The sequence below is a fragment of the Mucilaginibacter sp. P5_A4 genome (assembly GCF_056400605.1).
The window spans coordinates 35891-56950 of record NZ_JBFUKX010000009.1 but is presented as its reverse complement, the minus strand read 5'-3'; the positions used below and the strand labels follow the sequence as shown (position 1 = coordinate 56950).

Below are 21060 nucleotides of genomic sequence, written 5' to 3'. Positions count from 1 at the left end.
GGCTACGGGTTTACAATGAATGAAAGTAATAAAAGCTTTATTCAATCAGCAGCTTTTATGCGTATATGACAAAATGAGTTAATAAATAGCTAATATTACGTTTATCCAGCATCTGAATTAGGTATTTATTTACATAAATCACCCATATTATTCCAACCCTCAAAAGACAAAATAGTGTTATAACTGGCTAATTTGCGGTGCGAATCTCAGTTTCAGAACATCGATATTGTCTCCTTAAATTATAGTTAGAATAGGGTAATTGTTTTTTATGAAAAAACTACAGCTATACTTAATCACTATAAAACCTGTAATAATTAAATCATATGTATCATGCAACTTTGAGGGGCTTTTTTTTGTTGTGCTTATTGCTCTTTAAATTGCTTGCTTTGGGCCAACAGCAAAGCCCAAACAACCCGGGCAATGGTAACCCGGTTATTCCGGGATATTTTGCCGATCCAACGGTAAAAAAATTTGGGGATACTTATTACATATATGCTACTACCGATGGCAATGGCGGAGGTTTAGGCCCGTCACAGGTATGGACATCCAAAGATTTTGTAAACTGGACCATGCAGGATATGAACTGGCCAACTACACACAATTACTGGGCGCCCGATGTGGCCTTAGGCAACGATGGTAAATATTACCTGTACTATTGCCAGCCAACGGTCGAGATCTATGGTGCGTCAGCTTCAACGCCTACAGGACCCTGGACACCTTTGTTTGCAGATGGTAAACCAGTTTTAACAAACTTGTATGTTCCAGGTGTTATTACGCTGGATGGGCAAACATTCAGGGATGATGACGGTAAGTTTTATATGACCTGGGGAACCTGGGGCATTTATCCGGGTTACGGCTGCGGTGTAGGGCTTTTAAACCCTGACATGAGCTCTTTTGCGAAAACTGCGCAGATACCGAATTCTACAGCTAAAGATTTTTTTGAGGCATCTTACATGTTCAAACGCAAGGGCATCTATTATTTGCTTTACTCATCGGGCTTTTGTGAGGATGGAACCTATCGGGTTCAATATGCCACCAGTAAAAAAAGCCCAATGGAAGGCTTTGCTTATGGTAAAAATAACCCTATACTGGTTACCAGTGAAGATGGCTCGGTACATGGTCCGGGGCATAATTCAGTGCTGCAGGTGGGTGACGACTATTATATTATTTATCACCGGCATAACAACCCGCATTCGGGCGGTGGCTATCACCGGCAGGTTTGCGCAGATAAGCTTGTTTTTGATGCTGAAGGTAATATTGGAAAGGTGGTCCCTACGCATACGGGCATTGGTTCATTAGCCAAAGCTACCAACCACTATCCTAACCTGGTCTACCAAAAAAAGGTAACCGCGTCTTCATTCTATAACAATGATTATAAACCCGAATTCGCGGTAGATGATAATAACGGTACTTTATGGAAGCCAAAAGATAATAGTGCTGCTCCGGCATGGCTGCAGGTAGATCTTGGCGCTGTAACCACCGTCAAAAAGGTGTTAACGCAATTTGAATATGCAACCTGGTATTATCAGTACCTGATAGAGTATTCACTTGACGGAGAACAGTGGCAAACCTTTGCTGATAAAAAGAATAATCATTGGCATGGCAGTCCGGCCGTTGATGAAGGAGATGTGAAGGCAAGATTTATACGGCTTACCATCACTGGTACCGAATATCCGGGTTTATATAAAGCCATATGGAATTTGAAAGTATTTGGGGGCGGCGGTCATGAACCTGTACCTGTAAATATCCATCAGGCTGTGCCACAGGCTCAATACAGCCAAAAAGGTTTGTTGATTGATATTGATGCCGATGCATTACAACCAGGTACAATAGTTAATGAATGGAAAAATAAAGGAACACTTGGCGGGGTATTTAAAGCTGCTGAAAAAGCACCGTTTGCTGATTTTGTTGCCGGTAAAAAGGCCGTTGTATTTAAAGGCCGGGAATCATTAAAATCAGTTTTTGGTGTACCGCTTTCGCTGGCCGGCAATAACAGCTATACGGTATCCTTTTGGGCGTACACATTCCAATTAAAAGATGAGAATCCATTATTAACCTGGACCGAAGGTAGCGAGCAGCTTACCTGTGCCGAATTTGGATATGGGAACAATAAAGAAATGGGAGCTGCCCGGCACCTTGGCTTTGCCGATTTTCCGTATTCTAATGGAGCACCGGCAGCGGGCAAATGGCATCATATAGCTATTACCTTTGATGGTACTTTTGAAAAAGTATTTGTTGATGGTAAGCTTAATAACCAGGAAAATAAAATGCTGTTTCTGCAATGTGCAAATAACTTTTTAATGGGAGCGCAGAATAATGGCCCAGCTTATTTTTCGGGCGCTGTGGCTTCGCTGCAGGTTTATGATATAGCGTTAAGTGATACAGCGGTTAAAGGTTTATACGGCAAGGTTAAGGAATCCGATGTTGCTATTTACCTGGACGCTGCCAAATTGCTTTACGGTAAGTTAAATAACTGGCCTAATGATGGCGGTAATGGCGGTGCTTTTCAACCGGTAAATGCTGAACCGGAAGTGAAAGATGTGGCAGGCAGGATTGCATTAAATTTTACTGATAAAGAATCGCTTATTTATAAAACGCCAGTGGTATTAACAGGGGATTATAGTATTGCGGTAAATGTTTATACCCCGGTATTGAAAAAAAATATGGCGCTTATAGTATTTGATGGTAATAAACAAAAAAATCGTGCAGGTTTACATTATAATGCACCTGCCGGTAAATGGCACCTGCTAATCAAAACAGTTAAAGATAAACAGGTTAAGGAATACCTTGACGGCAATTTACAGTCTTCTGCTGTATTAGCTTATAGGATAAAGCGCATAGATAGTTTATATATAGCACAGCCCGGTGATAAAAGCTTTACCGGGGCTATCGCCAATTTAACAGTATACAAACATAGCCTGAATGTTCAGGAAGTTAAATCAATAACAGCTACATGGCTGAAAAACCTGCATCCACCTGCGGGTGCTGTATTAAATTATAGGTTGATGCCAAAAGCAGTATCTCCACAAATGGTGCAGATGGAGGCCGGTTATTATGAGGCAAATAGGGTAAGTAAGCTGCAATATTATTTTACTGGGCTAAGCAATAAAGATTCTATCAAAACAAGTGGGTGGACCGATGATCCCTATTATATTGATTATGGACTTAAGCCTGATGAACAATATAGGTATAGCTACAAGATCAGGGACAATTTTGGCAACGTAACGGCCAATAGTTTGCCTGCAAATGCTAACACCGGGTTATCGCAGTTCACTATTTATACTGATGATTTTTCAAAAGCTCAGGATTATTTATCATCCGGCACAACAGGCTCTGTTTGGGATGGGGTTATAGGTAAAGGCGAAAAACAATTGGCCGCAAAAATTGCAACCGTTAATAGTAACGCGCTCCGGCTGGAATCGCAGGGTTCTAATTGGGATGGTATTGCTCCTTATGGGCCGTTTTTGTTCAAGAAGGTTAAAGGTGATTTTGTTGCCGAGGTGGAAGTAACCGATGTGAGTGGTTTTGCAGAAAAAAAGGTTGCGGGCAACAACGAAGCGGGGTTAATGGTGCGTGCCGCTACAGAGATTAACAAAAATGTATCCGCTGAACAGTTATTACAAAATGGCATTTTCCCTGCCTGGAATGTTGGCAATATGTTCACCAATTTTGTTGCGGGAAACAGGCAGCAAACTAACACACAGTCGGCCTGGAACTATAATAAATATTTGCAGATACAGCGTAAGGGTAATTGGTTTTACGTGCGTACCAGCAAAGATAATATTAACTGGATGGACCTACCCGGCAGCCCGGCTTTACGGTTAGATTTGGAAAATAAGGAGGTACAGGTTGGCTTGTATCAATGTACTTATGGCCCCAAAAGCGCTTATGGCGAATTTTCAAACTTTAAACTGGTTTTATCAAGATAACTTTTCTTTATCAGGACATTTGTATATAATGTTAAGCTTTTAGAGGCTGGTAGTTTGGCAAGCTATAATAAATAGCCAGTAAAGGCACCTCAATGGTAAATATAGCCTTTAATATTCCTTCGCGCGGGGTGAGGTTGTTACGTATTATCGGCAAGTAAACAATTAACAATTAAAAGGTAATTGGTGGTTAATAGTTGTTAATTTATTAGCAAAACAAAGCTTTCACTTTAAGTAATTTTAATCAATATAAATTCCTAATCCCTATGTATTGTATTCGCTCGTATTTTTATTCTTTTTTTTTAATTGTGTTGGTTTTTGTAGCAACTGGCAGCTATGCACAACAGAAGCCTGTTAGGCCATACCTACCATCACATGACGAAGTTTTACGATCATACATCAATGCTGATAAACTTGATTCGGCCTTGAAAAAATTGGCAATCAATTATAATATTAAACCCAACTGGCAACCAAATAATAAACAGTTTTGGTACGGCAAGCGGGTAAAAAACAATGAAACCGACTACTATTTTGTAGATGCTGAAAAAGTTTTAAAACGCAAAGCTTTTGACAGTAAACAAATGGCTGATGCAATTAGCACAGTACTTGGTAAACAATTGCCGGTGAGTAAGTTGCATATAGTGCAAATGTTTTTTAGCGCGGATGAAAAGCAAGTGACATTTAAAACAGATAATAACTGGATAAAGTGCGATTTGAGCAGCTACCATTGCGAAAAAACAACCGATACATTATTTAAGAGTTATGATCCTAATGAGCCGCTTCAAAAGCGCAGGTATCGTTGGGAAGGGTTAGTGGCCGATTCTGTTTCGCCGGATAAACAATGGACTGTTTTTGTAAAAGGCGGCAATATTTATGTAAAGTCATTAAAAGGATCGGCCGAAATTCAATTCACTACTGATGGTAGCCTTGATAAACCTTACGGTGATGTGTCCTGGGCTCCAGATAGTAAACACCTGGTGGGTTACCATATTGACCCTAAAAAAACAAAGGAGGTATATTATATTCTCAGTTCGGTACCCGGAACAACACGTGGGCAACTTAAATCGCATGAGTATGACCAGCCGGGAGATGAATGTACCTCTTATGAATCGTTTATTTTCGGCATAGCCGATAAAAGTAAATTAAAAATTGATGCAGAAAAACTTGACTTTTTTGGAGTCCCGGCACTGCACTGGCGTGAAGGGAACAGCAGGTATTTTACTTATGAGAAAGTTGACCGGGGGCACCAGCGTTTCAGGATTATTGAGGTAGATGTACATACAGGGAAAACACGCAACATCGTAGATGAAAAAACAAACACCTTTATCTATGAGCAAAGGATCTATACCCGCTACCTGCCTAAAACGCATGAGATCTTATGGCTTACTGAGAAGGATGGATGGCGCCACGCTTACCTCGTTGATGAATTAACAGGAATGGAAAAGCTGATTACCACAGGTAACTGGGTTGTGCGAGACATTGATAGTGTAGATGTTAAGAAAAGAGAGATCTGGTTTAATGCAAGCGGAAAAAATGCAGGCGAAGACCCTTATTTTATCCACTACTATCGCATGGGTTTTGATGGCAGGAACCTGGTTGACCTAACCCCCGAAAAAGGTAACCACAACCTTACCTTTTCGCCCGACAGGAAGTATTATATTGATACTTATTCGGAAGTTAATGCAGCGCCGCGTATTGTGCTTAAAAATACATCAACCTTTAAAACGATAACCGAACTGGAAAACCAGGATATGAGCGATCTGTTAGCTACCGGTATTAAATTGCCCGAGGTGTTTGTTGCCAAAGCCCGCGATGGCAAAACAGATATATGGGGCGTTATCTATCGCCCGGCCAATATGGACCCTGCTAAAAGCTATCCTGTTATTGAAAATATATACGCCGGCCCGCAGGATTCATTTGTCCCCAAGAGTTTTTCAGTGATAAACGAAATGCAAAGCATAGCGCAATTAGGCTTTATAGTGGTACAGATAGATGGCATGGGTACGGCCAATCGCTCAAAGACTTTTCATGATGTATGCTGGCATAACCTGGCCGATGCCGGTTTTACCGATCGTATTTTATGGATGCAGGCTATGGCTGCAAAATATCCGCAGGCTGATATCAGTCGTGTGGGAGTTTATGGTACATCAGCCGGGGGGCAAAATTCTGCCGGGGCGTTATTGTTCCATCCTGAGTTTTATAAAGCTGCAGTATCAGCCTGTGGATGTCACGATAACCGGATAGATAAGCAATGGTGGAACGAGCAGTGGATGGGTTACCCGGTAGGGCAGCATTATGAGCAGCAATCAAACATTACCAATGCCGGTAATTTAAAAGGTAATTTATTGCTGATTGTAGGCGAGGCTGATAACAATGTTCCGCCGGAGTCGACTTATCGTTTTGCTGATGCCCTGATAAAAAATAATAAATATTTTGACCTGCTAACTATACCCGGAATGGGCCACAGCGATGGCGGCCCATACGGCCGTAAAAAGAAAAGAGATTTTTTTGTGAAGCACCTGCTAAATGTCGAACCACCTAATCGTAATGCAGATGAAATTACCGTTGTAAATACCGGAGAAACAGCACATCATTTAGCTGATCAATAGCCTGTTTATTCATGCTTATGTGACTCCTGTTAAATCAATTAAACAAAACAGGCACAAATACGAACGTTGTTTTCATAAACTGACGTTTGGTAAACGGTGTCAAATGTATTAATTGTTAATTTTGCCGCAGATAAAAGCTCAAAAATGTCTATAACTACCGAAGACGAAAGAATTGGAATGCAGCAGGCAAGTGATGCTGTTGCCATCACGCTTAAAAAGATGCGTGAGTTTGCCAAACCGGGCATTTCAACAAAGGAACTTGACGAGTACGGCGGCGAACTGCTGGCACAGATGGGCGCACGTTCTGCACCTGCGTTAACCTATGATTTTCCCGGGTATACATGTATTAGTATTAATGAAGAAGCTGCGCACGGCATACCATCGGTGGATAAAATCCTAAAAGAAGGTGATCTGATAAATATTGATGTATCGGCAGAATTAAATGGCTATTGGGCCGACAATGGCGGCTCGTTTGTATTGGGCGAAGATATCCACGGCCATGGGAGACTGGTAGAAGCATCGAAAGAGATATTGAGGAAGGCGATCAGCAACATTAAAGGTGGTGTCAGAATATCAGACATAGGCAGGTTGATCGAGACTGAAGCCAAAAAAGCTGGCTACACGGTAATAAAAAACCTGACCGGACATGGTATTGGCCGCAGCTTGCATGAAGAACCCCACGAGATAGCTAATTACTGCGACAGGTATAACACTACGCGTTTTAAAAAGAATTCGGTGGTAGCAATAGAGACATTCATTTCAACACGGTCAACAATTGCCGATACAGAAGCCGATGGCTGGACGCTAAGCGGTAATAAAGGGGGTTTTGTTGCGCAACATGAGCATACCATTATGGTAACTGGCGGTCGGCCGGTGATATTTACAGCGCAGAACGGCATTTGGGATTAATTATCGTCCAACGTCAATGTAAAGCAGAAAGTATAGAAAAGGGCCGGTTTCGCTATTCACACTGATCTTTCCGGCATGGCGTTTTACTATCCCGGCACTGGATTAAATCAACCGGTCAATAGGAAAAAAGGTCGATGTTTGAATCGACCTTTCCTTTTTTGATCGTATTTAGCTGCAAAATCACTTTATTTTCCTTCGGCTGCGGCTATAATAACATTGGCTACCTCCTGCGGATGAGAGATAAAAATAACGTGGCTATCCTTAATCTCTGTAATTTTGGCTTGGGCACGTTGGTACATCGCGCGCTCCGTTTCCGGATTGAGGCTTTTGTCTTCCGTTGCAACAATCCCATAGCTTGGCTTCGTTTTCCAGGCGGCTGCCTCCAAAGGGGTATCAAAGCATTTCGCGATGATCGGTACCTGGGATGCGCACATAAAATCAACCTGTGCCTGGCTTAAGTCTGCGGCAAAACCACCATGAAATTTCGCCGGGTCATAATAAACAAAACCAAATTGGTCGGGTTGGGTAAAGCCTGCTTCCGGTGCGGCTGGCGCAGCGCCTATCCATTTGCCGGCGGTCTCGCCTTTGTCTGGTGCAAATGCCGCGACAAATACCAGGGCGGCAACTTTAGGGTTTACACCGCCTGGCTAATCACCGCCCCACCCCAGGAGTGCCCCACTAAGACCACCGGGCCATTCTGCGCATTAATCACGCTATTGGTGGCATTAACATCATTTTGCAATGAAGTTAACGGATTTTGCACGATACTTACATGGTAGCCTTTTTTAATTAATATATCGTATACTGCTTTCCAGCCGGAACCATCTGCAAATGCCCCGTGTACGAGCACGATATTTTTAACAGCCACCTTTTGGGCGTTAGCAGGGACAGTCGCTGCGATTAACTGAAGTGCGAACAGGATCACTGAAAAAACGATTGGTTTGAATACTTTAGTGAAATTGAATGTAGTTTTCATTGTTTTTATTGATTGATAGGTGATTATTTGTGAATTGATAACTGATTAGATTGCGTTACAAAGCAGGAACTGATTTACCGGCTTGTTAAATAGGCGCTAATATTTCATCGGCTGTGGTGGGCAGCCGGAGCAGCCTGAAGTGAACCGCGCCAGCACAGCAAACCATCACCGCGAACATTAGAATTAAGTGATTTCGAAGCTGCGCTGCGGTCGACCAGCGCAACAAAGCAACGGGTGAATATCATTACAGCGCCGGTGCTTATTGTTTTTAGAGGTTTCATCTTTTTTGAATTTTTTTTTGATCCAAAAGTAGATAGCCCCGCGGCCTTAAAGGAGTGAAAACAGGCTCAATTGGACAGATCAGCGCTTCATCCCGACAAATTGAGCCAGTAATATTTTTTTACCTTTCTTCCATCCAGGAAAGAAAAGTGGTAGATTTTTCCTTATTGATCAACAGCTTTTCGGGAGTTTCAACAACCAGCTTTACATAGAGCTTGCGCAGAAAATAATGTTCTACCTCCTTGATCGCTTTAAAATTAACCAGGTATTGCCGGTTGACCCTAAAGAATTGCCTGGATGATACGGCATTGGTAATTTGATCCAGCGACTGGCTAACGGCATATTCCTGCTTATCAAAACACATAATTGATGTGGCATCATTGCGGATATAAAAAAAGGCGATATTATCGGTATGTACCGTAGTGTACTTTTGGTTCTTAAATACCAGGAAGCTGGTTTTGCCGGTAGGCGACCCTAATTTGGACAGCAGGTCGCCGAGATCAGGTACTACCTTTTGCTGAAAGAAATTTTTCAACTCATCTACTTTCCTGAACGCTTCCCGGATATCCTCTTTTGAAAAGGGTTTAAGCACATAATCGACACCGTTACGCTTAAAAGCTTCCAGCGAATATTCATCAAAGGCCGTACAGAATATTACAGGGCAGGTGACCTTAACGGATTTAAAGATCTCGAAGGACAAACCATCGGCTAATTGAATGTCCATAAAGATCAGGTCGGGTTGCGGGCTGCTGGTCAATGCCTCTACCGATCTTTCCACACTTTGATATTGCCCGGTGATCCTGGCTTCAGGACGCAGGTTCAAAATGATATTTTCAAGCGATTTGGCTGTTTTTAGCTCGTCTTCAATGATGATGATATTCATAAATTAAAGGTAGTTTGATTTGGAACATGTTTCCGTCATTAATAATCTCTACCTGCTTTTCCAGCAGGTGATGGTAACGCAGCTGAATGTTTTTCAAGCCCACGCCAAGTGAGTTTTGATCCCCGGATTTCAAACGGATCGGGTTTTCGATGATGATATGCTCAGCCTCTGCATATAAGCGGATATGCAATGGTTTATCCACCGATACCACATTATGCTTGATGCAATTCTCCACCAGTAACTGAAGGGTAAATGGCGGGATCAGGGTATGCATTATTGGGTCGTCCAATTCGTTTTTAAAAGTAAAGCCGCCCTCAAACCTGGCGTTCTGCAAAAATAGATAAGCTTTCACAATTTCCATTTCGTCGGCCACTTGTATAAGATCGAGTTTCCGGCTCTCCAGCGTGTAGCGGTAAAAGTTTGAAAGTTTCAGGATGAAATCTACTGACTCCGCATCACCGGTTTCCACCATGGCTTTCAGCGTGTTGAGACTGTTAAACAGGAAGTGCGGGTTTACCTGCTGTTTCAATAATTCAAACTGAGCCCCGAGGTTATCGTTTTTGATCCGCTCCAGTTCCATATTAACATATTGGTTCTCATAGTTTTGCTGCAACAACTGCAGAAACATATAGAAAATCAGGTTGATCAGGATACCCCTTACCTCTACCATCAGCATCACCGGTCCGAAATTGATATGCGACAGAATTAGCTGCTGTATCCAGGCTAAACCGAACATGACCCCAATCCCGATCAGCAAACTATTAACGAGCCTCGGATAAGAGATCTGCCGTTTAGGCGATTTTTCAGATTGATAGGAAAACATATAAATATTCACATACCACATCAGCAAGGCAAACGCGGAAGTGATGCCTGCATTCACAGCTGCTTCTGCCGCATTAAAATGCTGCTGTGCTATCTGTGGAACTGATGACAGCAGCCCGATGGTAATAGCGCTGACCCAGATAAGAGCAGCCGATATCTTTAATTTTTGTTTATTCATGATAAGCGTCCCACCAAATTTATAGATATTATTTCATGCCCGGTAAATTATCGCAGAGCTTCCCAGCAATCGCTTTTTAAATATTTAAAGGGTCAAACGCCAGAAAAATCATTAAATGAACCTATTTGGCAAAGAATATTGGCGAATAGCGATGGGTTTGAAACCCATCGCTATGGTGAAAGTTTTAATTTAGTTTTAAAAGCGATTACTGGCGAACTTCCATTTAAACCAACACCCTGCCACCAACCGGATAGTTTAGTGGCAGGGTGTTTCGATATTTTAGATTGTTAGTGAATATTCGTTATTTGGCAAGGCTATCGGCTTCCATAATGGCATCGGCAAACGCTTTGGGTGCTTCCTGCGGCAGGTTATGCCCTATCCCGCCTGCCACCGTATGGTGCGCGTATTTTCCTTTGAATTTTGCAGCATAATTTGCCGGATCGGGATGAGGAGCACCATTGGCATCGCCTTCAAGAGTGACTGTTGGTACCGCGATCGCAGGTGCAGTAGCCAACTTATTTTCCAGCGCATCATATTTGGCTTCACCCTTAACCAGGCCTAAACGCCAGCGATAATTATGTATCACGATAGCTACATGATCGGGATTATTAAAAGCCGCGGCCGATTGCGCATAGGTAGTATCGCTAAATTGCCATTTTGGCGAGGCGGTTTGCCAAATCAGGTGATTAAATTCCTTGGTATTGGCTTCATAACCTGCACGGCCGCGTTCGGTGGCAAAGTAGTATTGGTACCACCAGTTCAATTCGGCTTTGGGTGGCAGCGGCGCGATATTTCCTTTTTGGCTTCCTATCAGGTAGCCGCTTACCGATACCAGGGCCTTGCATCTTTCGGGATACAAAGCGGCGATGATATCTGCGGTGCGCGCGCCCCAGTCAAAGCCGCCGATAACCGCTTTTTGAATTTTTAAAGCGTCCATTAGCGCGATGATATCCAGCGCCAACGCTGCCTGCTGTCCGTTTCGCATGGTTTGAGGAGAAAGGAAACGTGTGCTGCCATACCCTCTCAGGTAGGGGACAATGACCCGGTAGCCCTTTGCGGCCAGCAAGGCCGATACACCGGCATAGCTATTAATATCATATGGCCAGCCATGGAGCAGGATGACCGGCTGTCCGTTAGCGGGACCGGCTTCTGCATAGCCCACATTCAGCACACCGGCATTTACTTGTTTGATTGCTGTAAAGTGGGTTGGTAAATTATTTAAGGTTAACTCTTGTGCGCTGGCTGACCTGGATTGGATGATGATCGCTAATAATGCGATAAGTGCTGGAAATGGAAGGCGGATGTTACGTTGGCTGTTCATAATGCTTAGTTTTTATTTTGTTTGACCGAGGAATATTCACCTACATCCCCGGGATGTAAGCTTTTGAATAATTAGTGATTAAACCTTGGCGGCATTAACATACGTGGCAGGATATAATTTCCTATACATAGAATAGGTTACGCTAATAATAGTGAACGCGATGATTGCATCAATGGTTGCCGGGAAACCAAGCACCACAATTTTAGAGAAAAAGGCAAAAAGAATATCAAAGAAGATACCGGCAAATACCCATTCCTTTAATCTTAATAAACGGTTAGGTGTTAGCAGTACTATAACCCCTGAAAGTTTAGCTACGCCGAGAATGTAAATGAAATGCGGTGGGTAACCAAGTTTTACAGTAATATCCCAAACAATAGGGTTCTTAGTTAGTTCACAGAAACCGCTGGCACCAAACCATAATGACATTAATGATGCGCCTGTCCAATAAATTACTTTCGTTGTTTTTGAGTTCATGATCTTGTGTGTTAAATGATTTATGATTCAAAAATGCCTGGAAAGTGGATATTATCAGAGCTGTTTGAAGCTAAAGCGGACATACTGATATTTGGATCGGACAATGACAGGCGTGAAAATTTATTTGGTTCAGCTTTTTTTAATGTTCAATCCCTGAATTGCGAACAAACCAGCGAGCGACAGCCTTTTGGAATTCGCTGCAATCTGGTGCGTTGTCAGAAGAAGCCCAGGCGATAATCCCATCAGGGCGTATCAGTAGGGAGCTTACAGCTAATCGGTCTTTTGCACTACCTGAAACATACTTCAATCGGTCGCCATATTCACCCGCCAAAGTTTTAAGTGAAACATTCCTGTCAAAATCGAGCAGTATCCCTTGACCAGCGTGCATTAAATCGCCAATCCTTGCACCGTCTTCCAGCTCAAAGTTGGGAACGCTGTGACCTGCCAAAGGGTGGTCGCCACCGAGATTGTAGTGTGTGTGGACACCCCACACCCTTCCTGCAAAATAGGTGGCGCCATCGCGCGTATTGATAAGATCGCGGATAATTGCATACAGCGCGCGGGCATCGGGACCTGGTTTCATGATTGCAACCTGGGCGCGTGACCAATCCAAAACCTGTGCCCCAATGGGGTGCCGTTCGGTATAATAACTATCCAGCAAGCCTTCAGGAGCTTTCTCCTGGATGGTTGCGGCAAGCTTCCAGCCCAGGTTCATGGCATCGCCCAGCCCAAGGTTAAGTCCCTGGCCCCCCAATGGCGCGTGAATGTGCGCGGCGTCGCCGGCTAAAAGTACCCGTCCGTTGCGGTAGGTTGTGGCCTGCCGTGCCCGGTCGGTCCATGTGGTTGCGAAATGCAGGGCGCTGATAGTTACGTCGGTGTTCGAGATGCGGCGAAGTACCTCCTGCACATGTTCGGGTGTGATTGGCTCTTTTGAATTATGAAATCGCCCACCGTCAAAATCCTGTATCAACAGGTAGCCTGGCTGCGATTGCAGGTACATGCCTGTTGGTGTCACGTTTCGGCCTGGACCGAGCTTCTCCGGATCGGCGATGTCCACTTTCGCAGAGTAGCCGGTAAATTCCGGCTCCGTACCGGCGAATTCAAAACCGCCTGCCTTGCGAACACCACTACGGCTTCCATCGCAACCCACCAGCCATTTACCTTTAAATGATTGGTTGCCAGACCGAACAGTTACGCCGTTCCAGGTTTGATGAAAGCCGGTAATAGCAAGCCCGCGCCTGAATACTACACCCAGGGATTCTGCGCGGCGGGATAGCATCGTTTCAAGCTCCTCCATTTCAGAAATTAAACTGGTTTCTGTAGAGCCTGGCAGCCGATACTTCCACTGGGAGGTGTCGATATCGCCGTCATGGAATGGAATGCCGCCGAAGTGTCCTGCCTGACGACGTGGCCCGAGTACGGCGTTTTGGTGGGGGTTTTTAAGGCGTTTATGTACCTCAAGTTCTTTTAGCAATCCACGACGGTAAAAGGCTTCAATAGTAGGCGCCGAAAGTCCCCGTATCCCGAAGGGAAGTTGCTTTAAGGGCGAGTGTGGATTCTCCGCCTTTTCCAGTATCAGGACTGAACATTTGGCCAGGGCCAGTTCACAGGCGAGAAATAGGCCTACAGGCCCTGCGCCGGAAATGATTACATCGTGAACAGAATGATTTTGTGTGAATTTCTTGCTTTCAAGTGTTGCTTTCATATAGAATGATTGAAACACAAAAGTCTGGAATGCTCCTGCGTCAGGCTTGTATAAACGCGACAAAATCGCTGCTTAAAGCCTGTTTTCCTTTCTTTGCTTTTCGCGCGAAGGCTGCGGGCGTAGTGCCGCTATAGCGTTTGAATTCTCTGCTTAGATGGGATTGATCCGTATAGCCCAGCTCATGAGCTAAGCCGGCAAGGTTAATATCCGGATAAAGCCATAATCGGTTTCGTACCTGCTCAAAGCGCATCAGAGCTGATACGTCTTTAACGGTATAGCCAGAAGATTGCTTGAAGTTTCTTTCCAGTGTACGAACCGTGGCATGAGCCGCCACCGCTACCTGTCTTACTGGCATGGTGCCGTTTGCACCCCTCATAGCAACTCCCGCTTTGAATAGCATACTGCTGGTAGCGATTCTCGACCGTGCATCCAGGAAATACTGTTTTACCTGGGCCAACGCTTCATCTATCCTGCCGGCTTCAATGCACTTATTCAATGTAGATTGAAGCCGGGCGATGGGATGCTCAAATGTGCGCACCCCGCCTTTACCGGGCGGCAGCCCGAGCAAATCGAACACGGTCCAGGGAAAGCACCTGATGCCAATGATATCTAAACGGCTTTTTGTGTAAAAAACAGCAGGCTGATTGAGCAGCCCCATCATAAACGGTGATGGCAATGGCTGCAAGCCTCCATTGTAAGAAATGCTACAGCCGCTTCCGAAATGAAAGATAATTTCAGCGTAGCCATCAGGTTGCACCTCAAAACCCGATTGTAGTTCTCCGGAATCTCTTCTGTTGTACCAAAAGCATTTTATGATATCCCGTAACTCTTCGGGAGGCTCAAATTCCTGGTGCTGCATTTTGAAAGATAGCATATTTGAGGAGTAGCCGATATAGATTTTATTGAATGTAGTACGTATACCATATACATATTCAAATATAACAAGAAAAGCCATCAGATTTTACCAGGCAGCTTTCTCGCTGTTAAACTGGCAAAATGTCGAACTTTTTGAATGATCTACGATTGATTTCAGAAATAATTTAAATTTTTTTATTGCTCATCTATCGAAGCTAATGGGGGTTTTTTTAGCTACGAGAACGCTTTATTTTACTAAGGAGATAATGAATAGTTAGGGCAAGGATAGTCCAGTAGATAGCAAACCCGATAAGAAAAAATGGGGGTGGCGTATCCGGTTCTTGTCTTAAAAAGGCAATAAAGGGCAACAGGGGGCCTATCAAAACAATTTTGATAGGTAATAATATTGTGGATACGATACTCTTCCAAACTATAGGTGATCCCGTTCCCAGGAAAGACTCGCCATGTGCAGGAAAGAGCCTGACATCCGGTCCCAAAAGTGAGTTAGAGATAAATTGAAAGGCAAATCCAAAAACGAGGAAGAGAATAACAAATTTTGTTCTTGAAATTTTCATATTAATATTTTTTTGTTGATAAAAGTACTTTGTTATTCAAAGTTAAATAAAAACACTTTGCATTCCAAAGTGTTTTTTAAAATAATTATTCCGGATGGTTTTAGGGCTGTGAAATGAGGCGGAGATGGGGTTATTAGTCGAGCTGTTAAATAATAGTAACAATGCAGTATGTTATACCCAAATTAAAAAACCTGTCACAATTAAATGTAACAGGCTCATCTTTCAGTAGCCGAAAGTGAAAGATATGCTTTGATTGCCTTAAATATTTTTGCGATCTATAATTTAATTTCAACCTTTGAATTAACATTTGTTATTGACAAATAAGAAATAGACTACCAAGCAGGGCGAACAATAGCCTAAGAAAGAAATTATGAAGCTTCTTCTCACTTCCGCCGGCATCAGCAATACGAGCATCCATAACGCGCTGGTTGAACTCCTGGACAAACCGATTGCCGAGGCGAACGCGCTTTTCGTCCCCACCGCGATATACGCCATAGCCGGCGGTGCTGGCATAGCACGAAAGGTGATTTGCGGATCACTTGGTGACCCTTTCTGCGAATTGGGTTGGAAATCGTTGGGAGTGCTGGAGCTCACTGCGGTACCCAGCATCAAACAAGAGCTTTGGGTCCCCATGCTCCAGGAAACTGACGCCCTGCTGGTTGGAGGCGGCGACTGCCAGTATCTGTGCTACTGGATGCAGCAGTCCGGACTGGCAGACCTCTTGCCGTCGTTGCTGCGTAAGACAGTCTACGTGGGCTTGAGCGCTGGGAGTATGGTGATGACCCGCTTTGGAACAACCTACAGTGGTCATATGCTGCCAGCAGAAAGCGATAAATCGCTGGGGCTGGTTGATTTTGCACTGCATCCGCATTTGGATCATGAGTGGTTTCCGGAAAATTCCCTGGCCAACCTGGAAAAGTTGGCCGCTACGATATCGGTACCGTCATATGCTATCGATGATCAGACCGCCATTAAAGTGATCGACGATACCGTAGAAGTCGTCTCCGAGGGGAAATGGAAGCTGTTTACCCCTAATACCTTGTAAATTTTAACCCAGGCTATGGTGATAACACCACACCAGGGTTAGCCAAAAATGCATTAAAATAACAAAGGCCACTCTTTCGGGTGGCATTCTTTCAAGTAGGAGGAACCGGCGATATGTCGAACTTTTTAAGTGATTTAGAATTAATTACAGACCTGAATCTCAAATTATCTGCTATATTTTTTTGCTACGATTTTCATAAGGAGTTTAACGTCGTCCGAAATAGTTGAATCAAAATGCTTTTCTGATCTGTAATCAATACCCCAATCTGTTCGATCAACGATCAGCGCGCCATTCACCACGACAGTTCCGTCCATTCCGTCCTTAAAATGCATGCTGGCTGGAAAAGTAACTGCCTTTGTGATCCCTTCAATGGTCAGGTTCCCTGTAACTTTTATACTTGCGATCCCTTCAATGGTCATGTTGCCGTTCCCTGTAACTTTTCCATCATTCACTGTTTCAACCTTCGTAATTGCGAATGTAGAAACAGGGAATTTTTTGACATCAAAAAATGGAGGTAATTTATTGTGTGGACGCTGATCATCAAATTTTTGTTCAATCGTATTCATGTCCACTTCAACTGCACCGCCCACGAGATGACGGTTTTCGATCAACAATTCTCCTTTTAATATATCAACGTCCCCTGTACTTGTACCATCACCAAGAAACATAGAACCTTCCCATGTACCAAGTAGCATAGAACCTTTCCATATTATAACACTTTGCTTCATATCTATGATGTATTTTTTTTGACCGTCTTTACTATAAAAGTCCGTGATGGTCTTTCCATCATAACGATAAACTCCTGTCGCAGATCCAAACCAAATACTTCCATCGTTAGCTTCCAAAAGCCCCAAAAAAGCATCTCCCGACATGATTTCGGCTACAGTGGGCTTATTACTATACAAGGACTTTGCATCATAACGGGAAAGTGCCCAGACCGCCACATGAGCAGAATTTACTGGACCAGTAGTCCAGATGTTTCCTTTTTTATCTTCGATTATAGCATAAGCACCCCTCTCCGATACATTAGTAAAGGTACCAGTGCCTGCCCTGAGCTCAGTCGAAGGGTCATAGCGCCAAAGGCCATGGGTCACGTCACCAAGCCAAATATTGCCTTTTCTATCTTCGATTATACTCCAAACGTTTGTAAAAGTTTTGCCCTTATGGATTAACGGGGTAAATGTTTTTCCGTCATAAACAAAGGCGTCGCCTCTTGTGCCAACCCATAATTTCCCGGTTTTATCTTCAATGATTGTAGTAATATCATTATTCCAATTTCCTCCTTTATAAAAACGCGAGGGGTTCGGATTTTTAAAATTTAGAAAAGATTTCCAATCGTAACGGCTTATTCCAGCTCCGGTGCCGAACCAAATAATGCCGGCTTTATCTTCATAAACAGACATAACCCGATTATTGGCAAGTCCCTCCGTGGTTGTGAAATGTTGAATGGATTTCCCGTTGTAATAATAAACGCCTGAATCAGTAGAAGTGAACCAAATATTTCCTCGTCGATCTTCTAATACATCCCAGAATCGGTGCGAACCTATTTTACTTGTGAGATTAGTAAAAGATTTTCCATCGTATCGAAAAACATCACCAAATGATGAGTTGTTCGGGCCAGCAATCAAAATGGTGGCATTTCTGCCTTTTTTTATAACACGAACCATTATGTTAGGCCCTATGTCTTTAATTTCGGACTTGATATTATCCTTTGGTACGTTTGTTTGGTTTTGTCCACAGGAAGTGAGAAAAACAAACATTAAGAACAAAGCATATACGTGCATGTATTTCATAATTTTTTATTAATTGATCCTATTAGCATTGATTCAGCGAATCTACTTTGCTATTTTTCGGCGCAACGAATTTGGATTGTAAATAAAAATGTAAACTTTGTAAATAAAATCTTGACATTATGCGTGGTAGCCTAAACGTCCTCTCCGGGAAACGCAAGTACCTAATCATCTGAACTAGAAAATTTGTTTTGATAATATCCCGAATGAATTTTCTGCCATTTGCAGATTTTAATTGCTTTTCTCTTTTAATCGCCTCGGCTTTTGTTGAACAGACCTCAGTGTATGCAATTACCACGGACGGTACTTTATGGTATGCCCTTTCGTGGCTAATTCGTTATGGGAAAGTAAGCGGTTAGCTATATCGGAGGTATAGCCGATGTAGATCTGGTTAAAAGCAGGTGAATATAAAACGTATGCAGTAAACAGGAGGGTGGAATACAAGAAAAGCCCCTTTTTCAAGGGGCTTTCTGCCAATGTAGCGGGGAGCAGGATCGAACTGCCGACCTTAGGGTTATGAATCCTACGCTCTAACCATCTGAGCTACCCCGCCGTTTTTAATTAATACTCTCTTTTAATGGTTATTAAAAAGAGCGGCTATGTTTATAAAACAATCGCCATCCTTAAAAAGGTTTGCAAATATAGCAGAAATTCGTTTTCTTTAGAAAAAATGTTAACATTTACGGCTTAACCCGTTTTCAAGTATAAACCTCGATGTCCGAAAAAAAGAAATTTACTATAGAATATGAGATAAAATCATCTCCAAGAATACTGTTCACTTTTTTAAATGAACCTAACGGGTTAGCACAATGGTTTGCCGATGATGTAAATATACGCGACCAGGTTTATACTTTTACCTGGGACGGTGAACCTCAAAAAGCAAAACTTATTACTGTAAAAGAAAACAAGCTGGTAAGATTTAAGTGGGTGGATGACGAACCGCAATGCTATTTTGAGATGGAAATTTTGCAGGATGAGCTTACCAATGATGTTGCGCTGGCTATTACGGATTTTGCTACTGAAGACCTGATTTCTGAACGTAAACTTATTTGGGATAACCAGATCGATTACCTCATAAGTGTATTGGGCGCTTAAGGCCATATAATTTTAGCTAATTTTGTATTGCGAAACGCTAATTTTGCGTTAATGAAAATTAACCTGCATTAGTATGCGGTTTTAAATCCTGTTAAATACAAATTGCCCCGATGAAAAAGATCCATCTTTTACTGCTTAAATCATTTATACGGCCTTTTGCAGTTACGCTTTTCATTGTAATGTTTGTATTGCTGATGCTGTTTTTGTTTAAATACATTGACGATTTGATAGGCAAAGGCTTTGCCTGGTACACCATTCTTGAGCTGATGATGTATAACTCGGCTACCAATGTGGCTATGGCTCTTCCGCTATCTGTACTGCTTTCAACCATCATGACCTATGGCGCGCTTGGCGAAAATTATGAACTGGTAGCCATTAAAGCTGCAGGGATTTCATTACGCCGGGCAATGTACCCTATGATTGTTATTATATCCATTTTAAGTACTGCCGCGTTCTTTTTTTCTGATTATATGCTACCCGTAGCAAATCTTAAATATTTTTCGTTGCTGTACGATGCCCGTAAGCAAAAATCGGCCGATTTGTTGCCCGAGGGGGTTTTTAGTGCAAGTTTTCCGGGCTATACCATCAGGGTAAAAAGAAAAGATCCTGATGGGCAGCGCTTGTATGACATCATGATATACAAAAAAAACGACGAGGAAAACAATACAGAAGTTACCCTGGCCCGCGAGGGTACCATGTTTCGTACCATGGGCGATAAATACCTTGTTTTAAAACTAAAAGATGGGGTAAACTATGTGGAGTCAAGAAGCGATGGGGCTAATTATAATATGCGCCAGCGATTAACCCGTTTCCGGTTTAAAGAGAGTGAGCAAAAGTTTGACCTATCGAGCTTTAAACTTACCCGTACCGATGAAAACGAGTTTAAGCAAGCATCGCAAATGATGAATTTAAAGCAGTTGAGAAAGTTTATCGACTCGAGCCAGCGCGCGGTTGATGCTGCTGTTGTTTTGAATTATAAGCTTGTTACCCCTTATATCAAGTATTTCAACATGCCTGCCAGGCCGGATAAAAAAATAAAATATATACCTGCCGATAAGGATCTGTTAAAAAGCATGACAATTAGCGACCAGGTAATGACCCTGTCAAGCGCCGCATCCGAGGTGCGTTCAATAAAGGATGTGCTAAAAAACCGTACCGAAAAATATAATTTCGATGCCATGACCATTCGCAGATATGCGTCTGAGGTTCAAAAAAAATTCACACTGTCTGCAGCCTGTATTGCTTTGTTTTTAATAGGCGCACCGCTGGGGGCTATAATCCGGAAAGGTGGTTTGGGTTTGCCGGTTGTAATTTCGGTGGTATTTTTCCTGATTTATTATATCATATCAACCATTGGCGAAAAATCTGTAAAAGCAGGCAATGTTTCTACCTTTTTTGGGATGTGGATTGCCATAATCGTGTTAACGCCAATAGGACTGTTCCTGTCATACAAGGCGGCAACCGATTCTGCTTTATTTGATATGGAAGCTTACAAGCGGTTTTTTAACAAGATATTTAAACGCAAAACGGCTTAAAAGTATTTGAAACAAAGGATGGAAGGCTAAAAGAAAAAGATGAGATCACCTGTTTCTGCTTTTTTTCTTCCTTTATCTTTTAT

Annotated in this window: 18 protein-coding genes and 1 tRNA gene; 7 read left to right on the top strand and 12 right to left on the bottom strand. The window is 42.9% G+C overall.

Features of this window, described 5'->3' with window-relative positions; all coding sequences use genetic code 11:
* Positions 1 to 323 precede the first annotated feature (323 nt).
* The 3 genes from AC1DQW_RS08055 (at position 324) to map (ending at position 7444) form a co-directional block, all read left to right on the top strand.
* On the top strand, positions 324 to 3929 hold the full coding sequence (locus tag AC1DQW_RS08055; protein WP_477453608.1) for a family 43 glycosylhydrolase: 3606 nt from the start codon (positions 324 to 326) through the stop codon (positions 3927 to 3929).
* 305 nt (positions 3930 to 4234) lie between these two features.
* A complete protein-coding gene (locus AC1DQW_RS08050; RefSeq protein WP_477453607.1) occupies positions 4235 to 6535 on the top strand; it encodes a S9 family peptidase in 2301 nt (766 codons plus the stop codon).
* 144 nt (positions 6536 to 6679) lie between these two features.
* Positions 6680 to 7444, top strand: coding sequence for a type I methionyl aminopeptidase (gene map / locus AC1DQW_RS08045; RefSeq protein ID WP_477453606.1), 765 nt, complete (start codon positions 6680 to 6682; stop codon positions 7442 to 7444).
* 185 nt (positions 7445 to 7629) lie between these two features.
* On the opposite strand, the gene AC1DQW_RS08040 is transcribed toward map, so the two are convergent.
* The 4 genes from AC1DQW_RS08040 to AC1DQW_RS08025 form a co-directional block, all read right to left on the bottom strand.
* Entirely contained in the window at positions 7630 to 8061 is a 432-nt protein-coding gene (locus AC1DQW_RS08040) for an alpha/beta fold hydrolase (protein WP_477453670.1), read from the bottom strand.
* Positions 8062 to 8078: 17 nt separating this feature from the next.
* Positions 8079 to 8420, bottom strand: coding sequence for an alpha/beta fold hydrolase (locus AC1DQW_RS08035; protein WP_477453605.1), 342 nt, complete (start codon positions 8418 to 8420; stop codon positions 8079 to 8081).
* A 400-nt stretch (positions 8421 to 8820) separates the two neighbouring features.
* The gene (locus AC1DQW_RS08030) at positions 8821 to 9582 is read right to left on the bottom strand and encodes a LytR/AlgR family response regulator transcription factor (protein ID WP_477453604.1); all 762 of its coding nucleotides are present in this window, start codon (positions 9580 to 9582) and stop codon (positions 8821 to 8823) included.
* Positions 9563 to 10582: a sensor histidine kinase gene (locus tag AC1DQW_RS08025; protein ID WP_477453603.1), complete on the bottom strand. Its 1020-nt coding sequence runs from the start codon at positions 10580 to 10582 to the stop codon at positions 9563 to 9565. The genes AC1DQW_RS08030 and AC1DQW_RS08025 overlap by 20 nt, the downstream gene beginning before the upstream one ends.
* Here AC1DQW_RS08025 and AC1DQW_RS08020 point away from each other — a divergent pair.
* Entirely contained in the window at positions 10571 to 10873 is a 303-nt protein-coding gene (locus AC1DQW_RS08020) for a hypothetical protein (RefSeq protein ID WP_477453602.1), read from the top strand. The two genes, AC1DQW_RS08025 and AC1DQW_RS08020, sit on opposite strands and share 12 nt — an antisense overlap.
* A 10-nt stretch (positions 10874 to 10883) precedes the next feature.
* Here the strand turns inward: AC1DQW_RS08020 and AC1DQW_RS08015 are convergent, their stop codons facing one another.
* The 5 genes from AC1DQW_RS08015 to AC1DQW_RS07995 form a co-directional block, all read right to left on the bottom strand.
* A complete protein-coding gene (locus AC1DQW_RS08015) occupies positions 10884 to 11903 on the bottom strand; it encodes an alpha/beta fold hydrolase (protein ID WP_477453601.1) in 1020 nt (339 codons plus the stop codon).
* 78 nt (positions 11904 to 11981) lie between these two features.
* Positions 11982 to 12377: a DoxX family protein gene (locus AC1DQW_RS08010; RefSeq protein WP_477453600.1), complete on the bottom strand. Its 396-nt coding sequence runs from the start codon at positions 12375 to 12377 to the stop codon at positions 11982 to 11984.
* Positions 12378 to 12516: 139 nt separating this feature from the next.
* Positions 12517 to 14082 carry an FAD-dependent monooxygenase gene (locus AC1DQW_RS08005; RefSeq protein ID WP_477453599.1) on the bottom strand — a complete coding sequence of 522 codons (1566 nt, stop codon included), beginning with the start codon at positions 14080 to 14082 and terminating at the stop codon, positions 12517 to 12519.
* A gap of 40 nt (positions 14083 to 14122) precedes the next feature.
* Positions 14123 to 15037 (bottom strand): helix-turn-helix domain-containing protein, encoded by a 915-nt coding sequence (locus tag AC1DQW_RS08000; RefSeq protein ID WP_477453598.1) that lies wholly within the window; start codon positions 15035 to 15037, stop codon positions 14123 to 14125.
* Between the two features lie 130 nt (positions 15038 to 15167).
* Complete coding sequence (locus AC1DQW_RS07995) at positions 15168 to 15512, bottom strand: hypothetical protein (protein WP_477453597.1); 345 nt, start codon at positions 15510 to 15512, stop codon at positions 15168 to 15170.
* 370 nt (positions 15513 to 15882) lie between these two features.
* Here AC1DQW_RS07995 and AC1DQW_RS07990 point away from each other — a divergent pair, with 370 nt between their 5' ends.
* The gene (locus tag AC1DQW_RS07990; protein WP_477453596.1) at positions 15883 to 16557 is read left to right on the top strand and encodes a Type 1 glutamine amidotransferase-like domain-containing protein; all 675 of its coding nucleotides are present in this window, start codon (positions 15883 to 15885) and stop codon (positions 16555 to 16557) included.
* A 164-nt stretch (positions 16558 to 16721) separates the two neighbouring features.
* On the opposite strand, the gene AC1DQW_RS07985 is transcribed toward AC1DQW_RS07990, so the two are convergent.
* From AC1DQW_RS07985 to AC1DQW_RS07975, 3 genes are all read right to left on the bottom strand, one after another.
* Positions 16722 to 18350: a two-component regulator propeller domain-containing protein gene (locus tag AC1DQW_RS07985; RefSeq protein WP_477453595.1), complete on the bottom strand. Its 1629-nt coding sequence runs from the start codon at positions 18348 to 18350 to the stop codon at positions 16722 to 16724.
* Positions 18351 to 18638: 288 nt separating this feature from the next.
* Entirely contained in the window at positions 18639 to 18791 is a 153-nt protein-coding gene (locus tag AC1DQW_RS07980) for a GIY-YIG nuclease family protein (protein WP_477453594.1), read from the bottom strand.
* A gap of 35 nt (positions 18792 to 18826) precedes the next feature.
* Positions 18827 to 18900, bottom strand: a tRNA-Met gene (locus AC1DQW_RS07975).
* A 161-nt stretch (positions 18901 to 19061) separates the two neighbouring features.
* Between AC1DQW_RS07975 and AC1DQW_RS07970 the strand changes: the two genes are divergently transcribed.
* Together AC1DQW_RS07970 and AC1DQW_RS07965 are read left to right on the top strand one after the other, a co-directional pair.
* Positions 19062 to 19442, top strand: coding sequence for an START-like domain-containing protein (locus AC1DQW_RS07970; protein ID WP_477402620.1), 381 nt, complete (start codon positions 19062 to 19064; stop codon positions 19440 to 19442).
* A gap of 110 nt (positions 19443 to 19552) precedes the next feature.
* Positions 19553 to 20977: an LptF/LptG family permease gene (locus tag AC1DQW_RS07965; RefSeq protein ID WP_477453593.1), complete on the top strand. Its 1425-nt coding sequence runs from the start codon at positions 19553 to 19555 to the stop codon at positions 20975 to 20977.
* The last annotated feature ends 83 nt before the right edge of the window (positions 20978 to 21060 follow it).

Coding starts and splice junctions, on each gene's coding strand:
- AC1DQW_RS08055 (WP_477453608.1), top strand. CDS start 324: ATGTATCATGCAACTTTGAGGGGCTTTTTTTTGTTGTGCTTATTGCTC.
- map (WP_477453606.1), top strand. CDS start 6,680: ATGTCTATAACTACCGAAGACGAAAGAATTGGAATGCAGCAGGCAAGT.
- AC1DQW_RS08035 (WP_477453605.1), bottom strand. CDS start 8,420: ATGAAAACTACATTCAATTTCACTAAAGTATTCAAACCAATCGTTTTT.
- AC1DQW_RS08030 (WP_477453604.1), bottom strand. CDS start 9,582: ATGAATATCATCATCATTGAAGACGAGCTAAAAACAGCCAAATCGCTT.
- AC1DQW_RS08025 (WP_477453603.1), bottom strand. CDS start 10,582: ATGAATAAACAAAAATTAAAGATATCGGCTGCTCTTATCTGGGTCAGC.
- AC1DQW_RS08015 (WP_477453601.1), bottom strand. CDS start 11,903: ATGAACAGCCAACGTAACATCCGCCTTCCATTTCCAGCACTTATCGCA.
- AC1DQW_RS08010 (WP_477453600.1), bottom strand. CDS start 12,377: ATGAACTCAAAAACAACGAAAGTAATTTATTGGACAGGCGCATCATTA.
- AC1DQW_RS08005 (WP_477453599.1), bottom strand. CDS start 14,082: ATGAAAGCAACACTTGAAAGCAAGAAATTCACACAAAATCATTCTGTT.
- AC1DQW_RS08000 (WP_477453598.1), bottom strand. CDS start 15,037: ATGGCTTTTCTTGTTATATTTGAATATGTATATGGTATACGTACTACA.
- AC1DQW_RS07995 (WP_477453597.1), bottom strand. CDS start 15,512: ATGAAAATTTCAAGAACAAAATTTGTTATTCTCTTCCTCGTTTTTGGA.
- AC1DQW_RS07990 (WP_477453596.1), top strand. CDS start 15,883: ATGAAGCTTCTTCTCACTTCCGCCGGCATCAGCAATACGAGCATCCAT.
- AC1DQW_RS07985 (WP_477453595.1), bottom strand. CDS start 18,350: ATGAAATACATGCACGTATATGCTTTGTTCTTAATGTTTGTTTTTCTC.
- AC1DQW_RS07970 (WP_477402620.1), top strand. CDS start 19,062: ATGTCCGAAAAAAAGAAATTTACTATAGAATATGAGATAAAATCATCT.
- AC1DQW_RS07965 (WP_477453593.1), top strand. CDS start 19,553: ATGAAAAAGATCCATCTTTTACTGCTTAAATCATTTATACGGCCTTTT.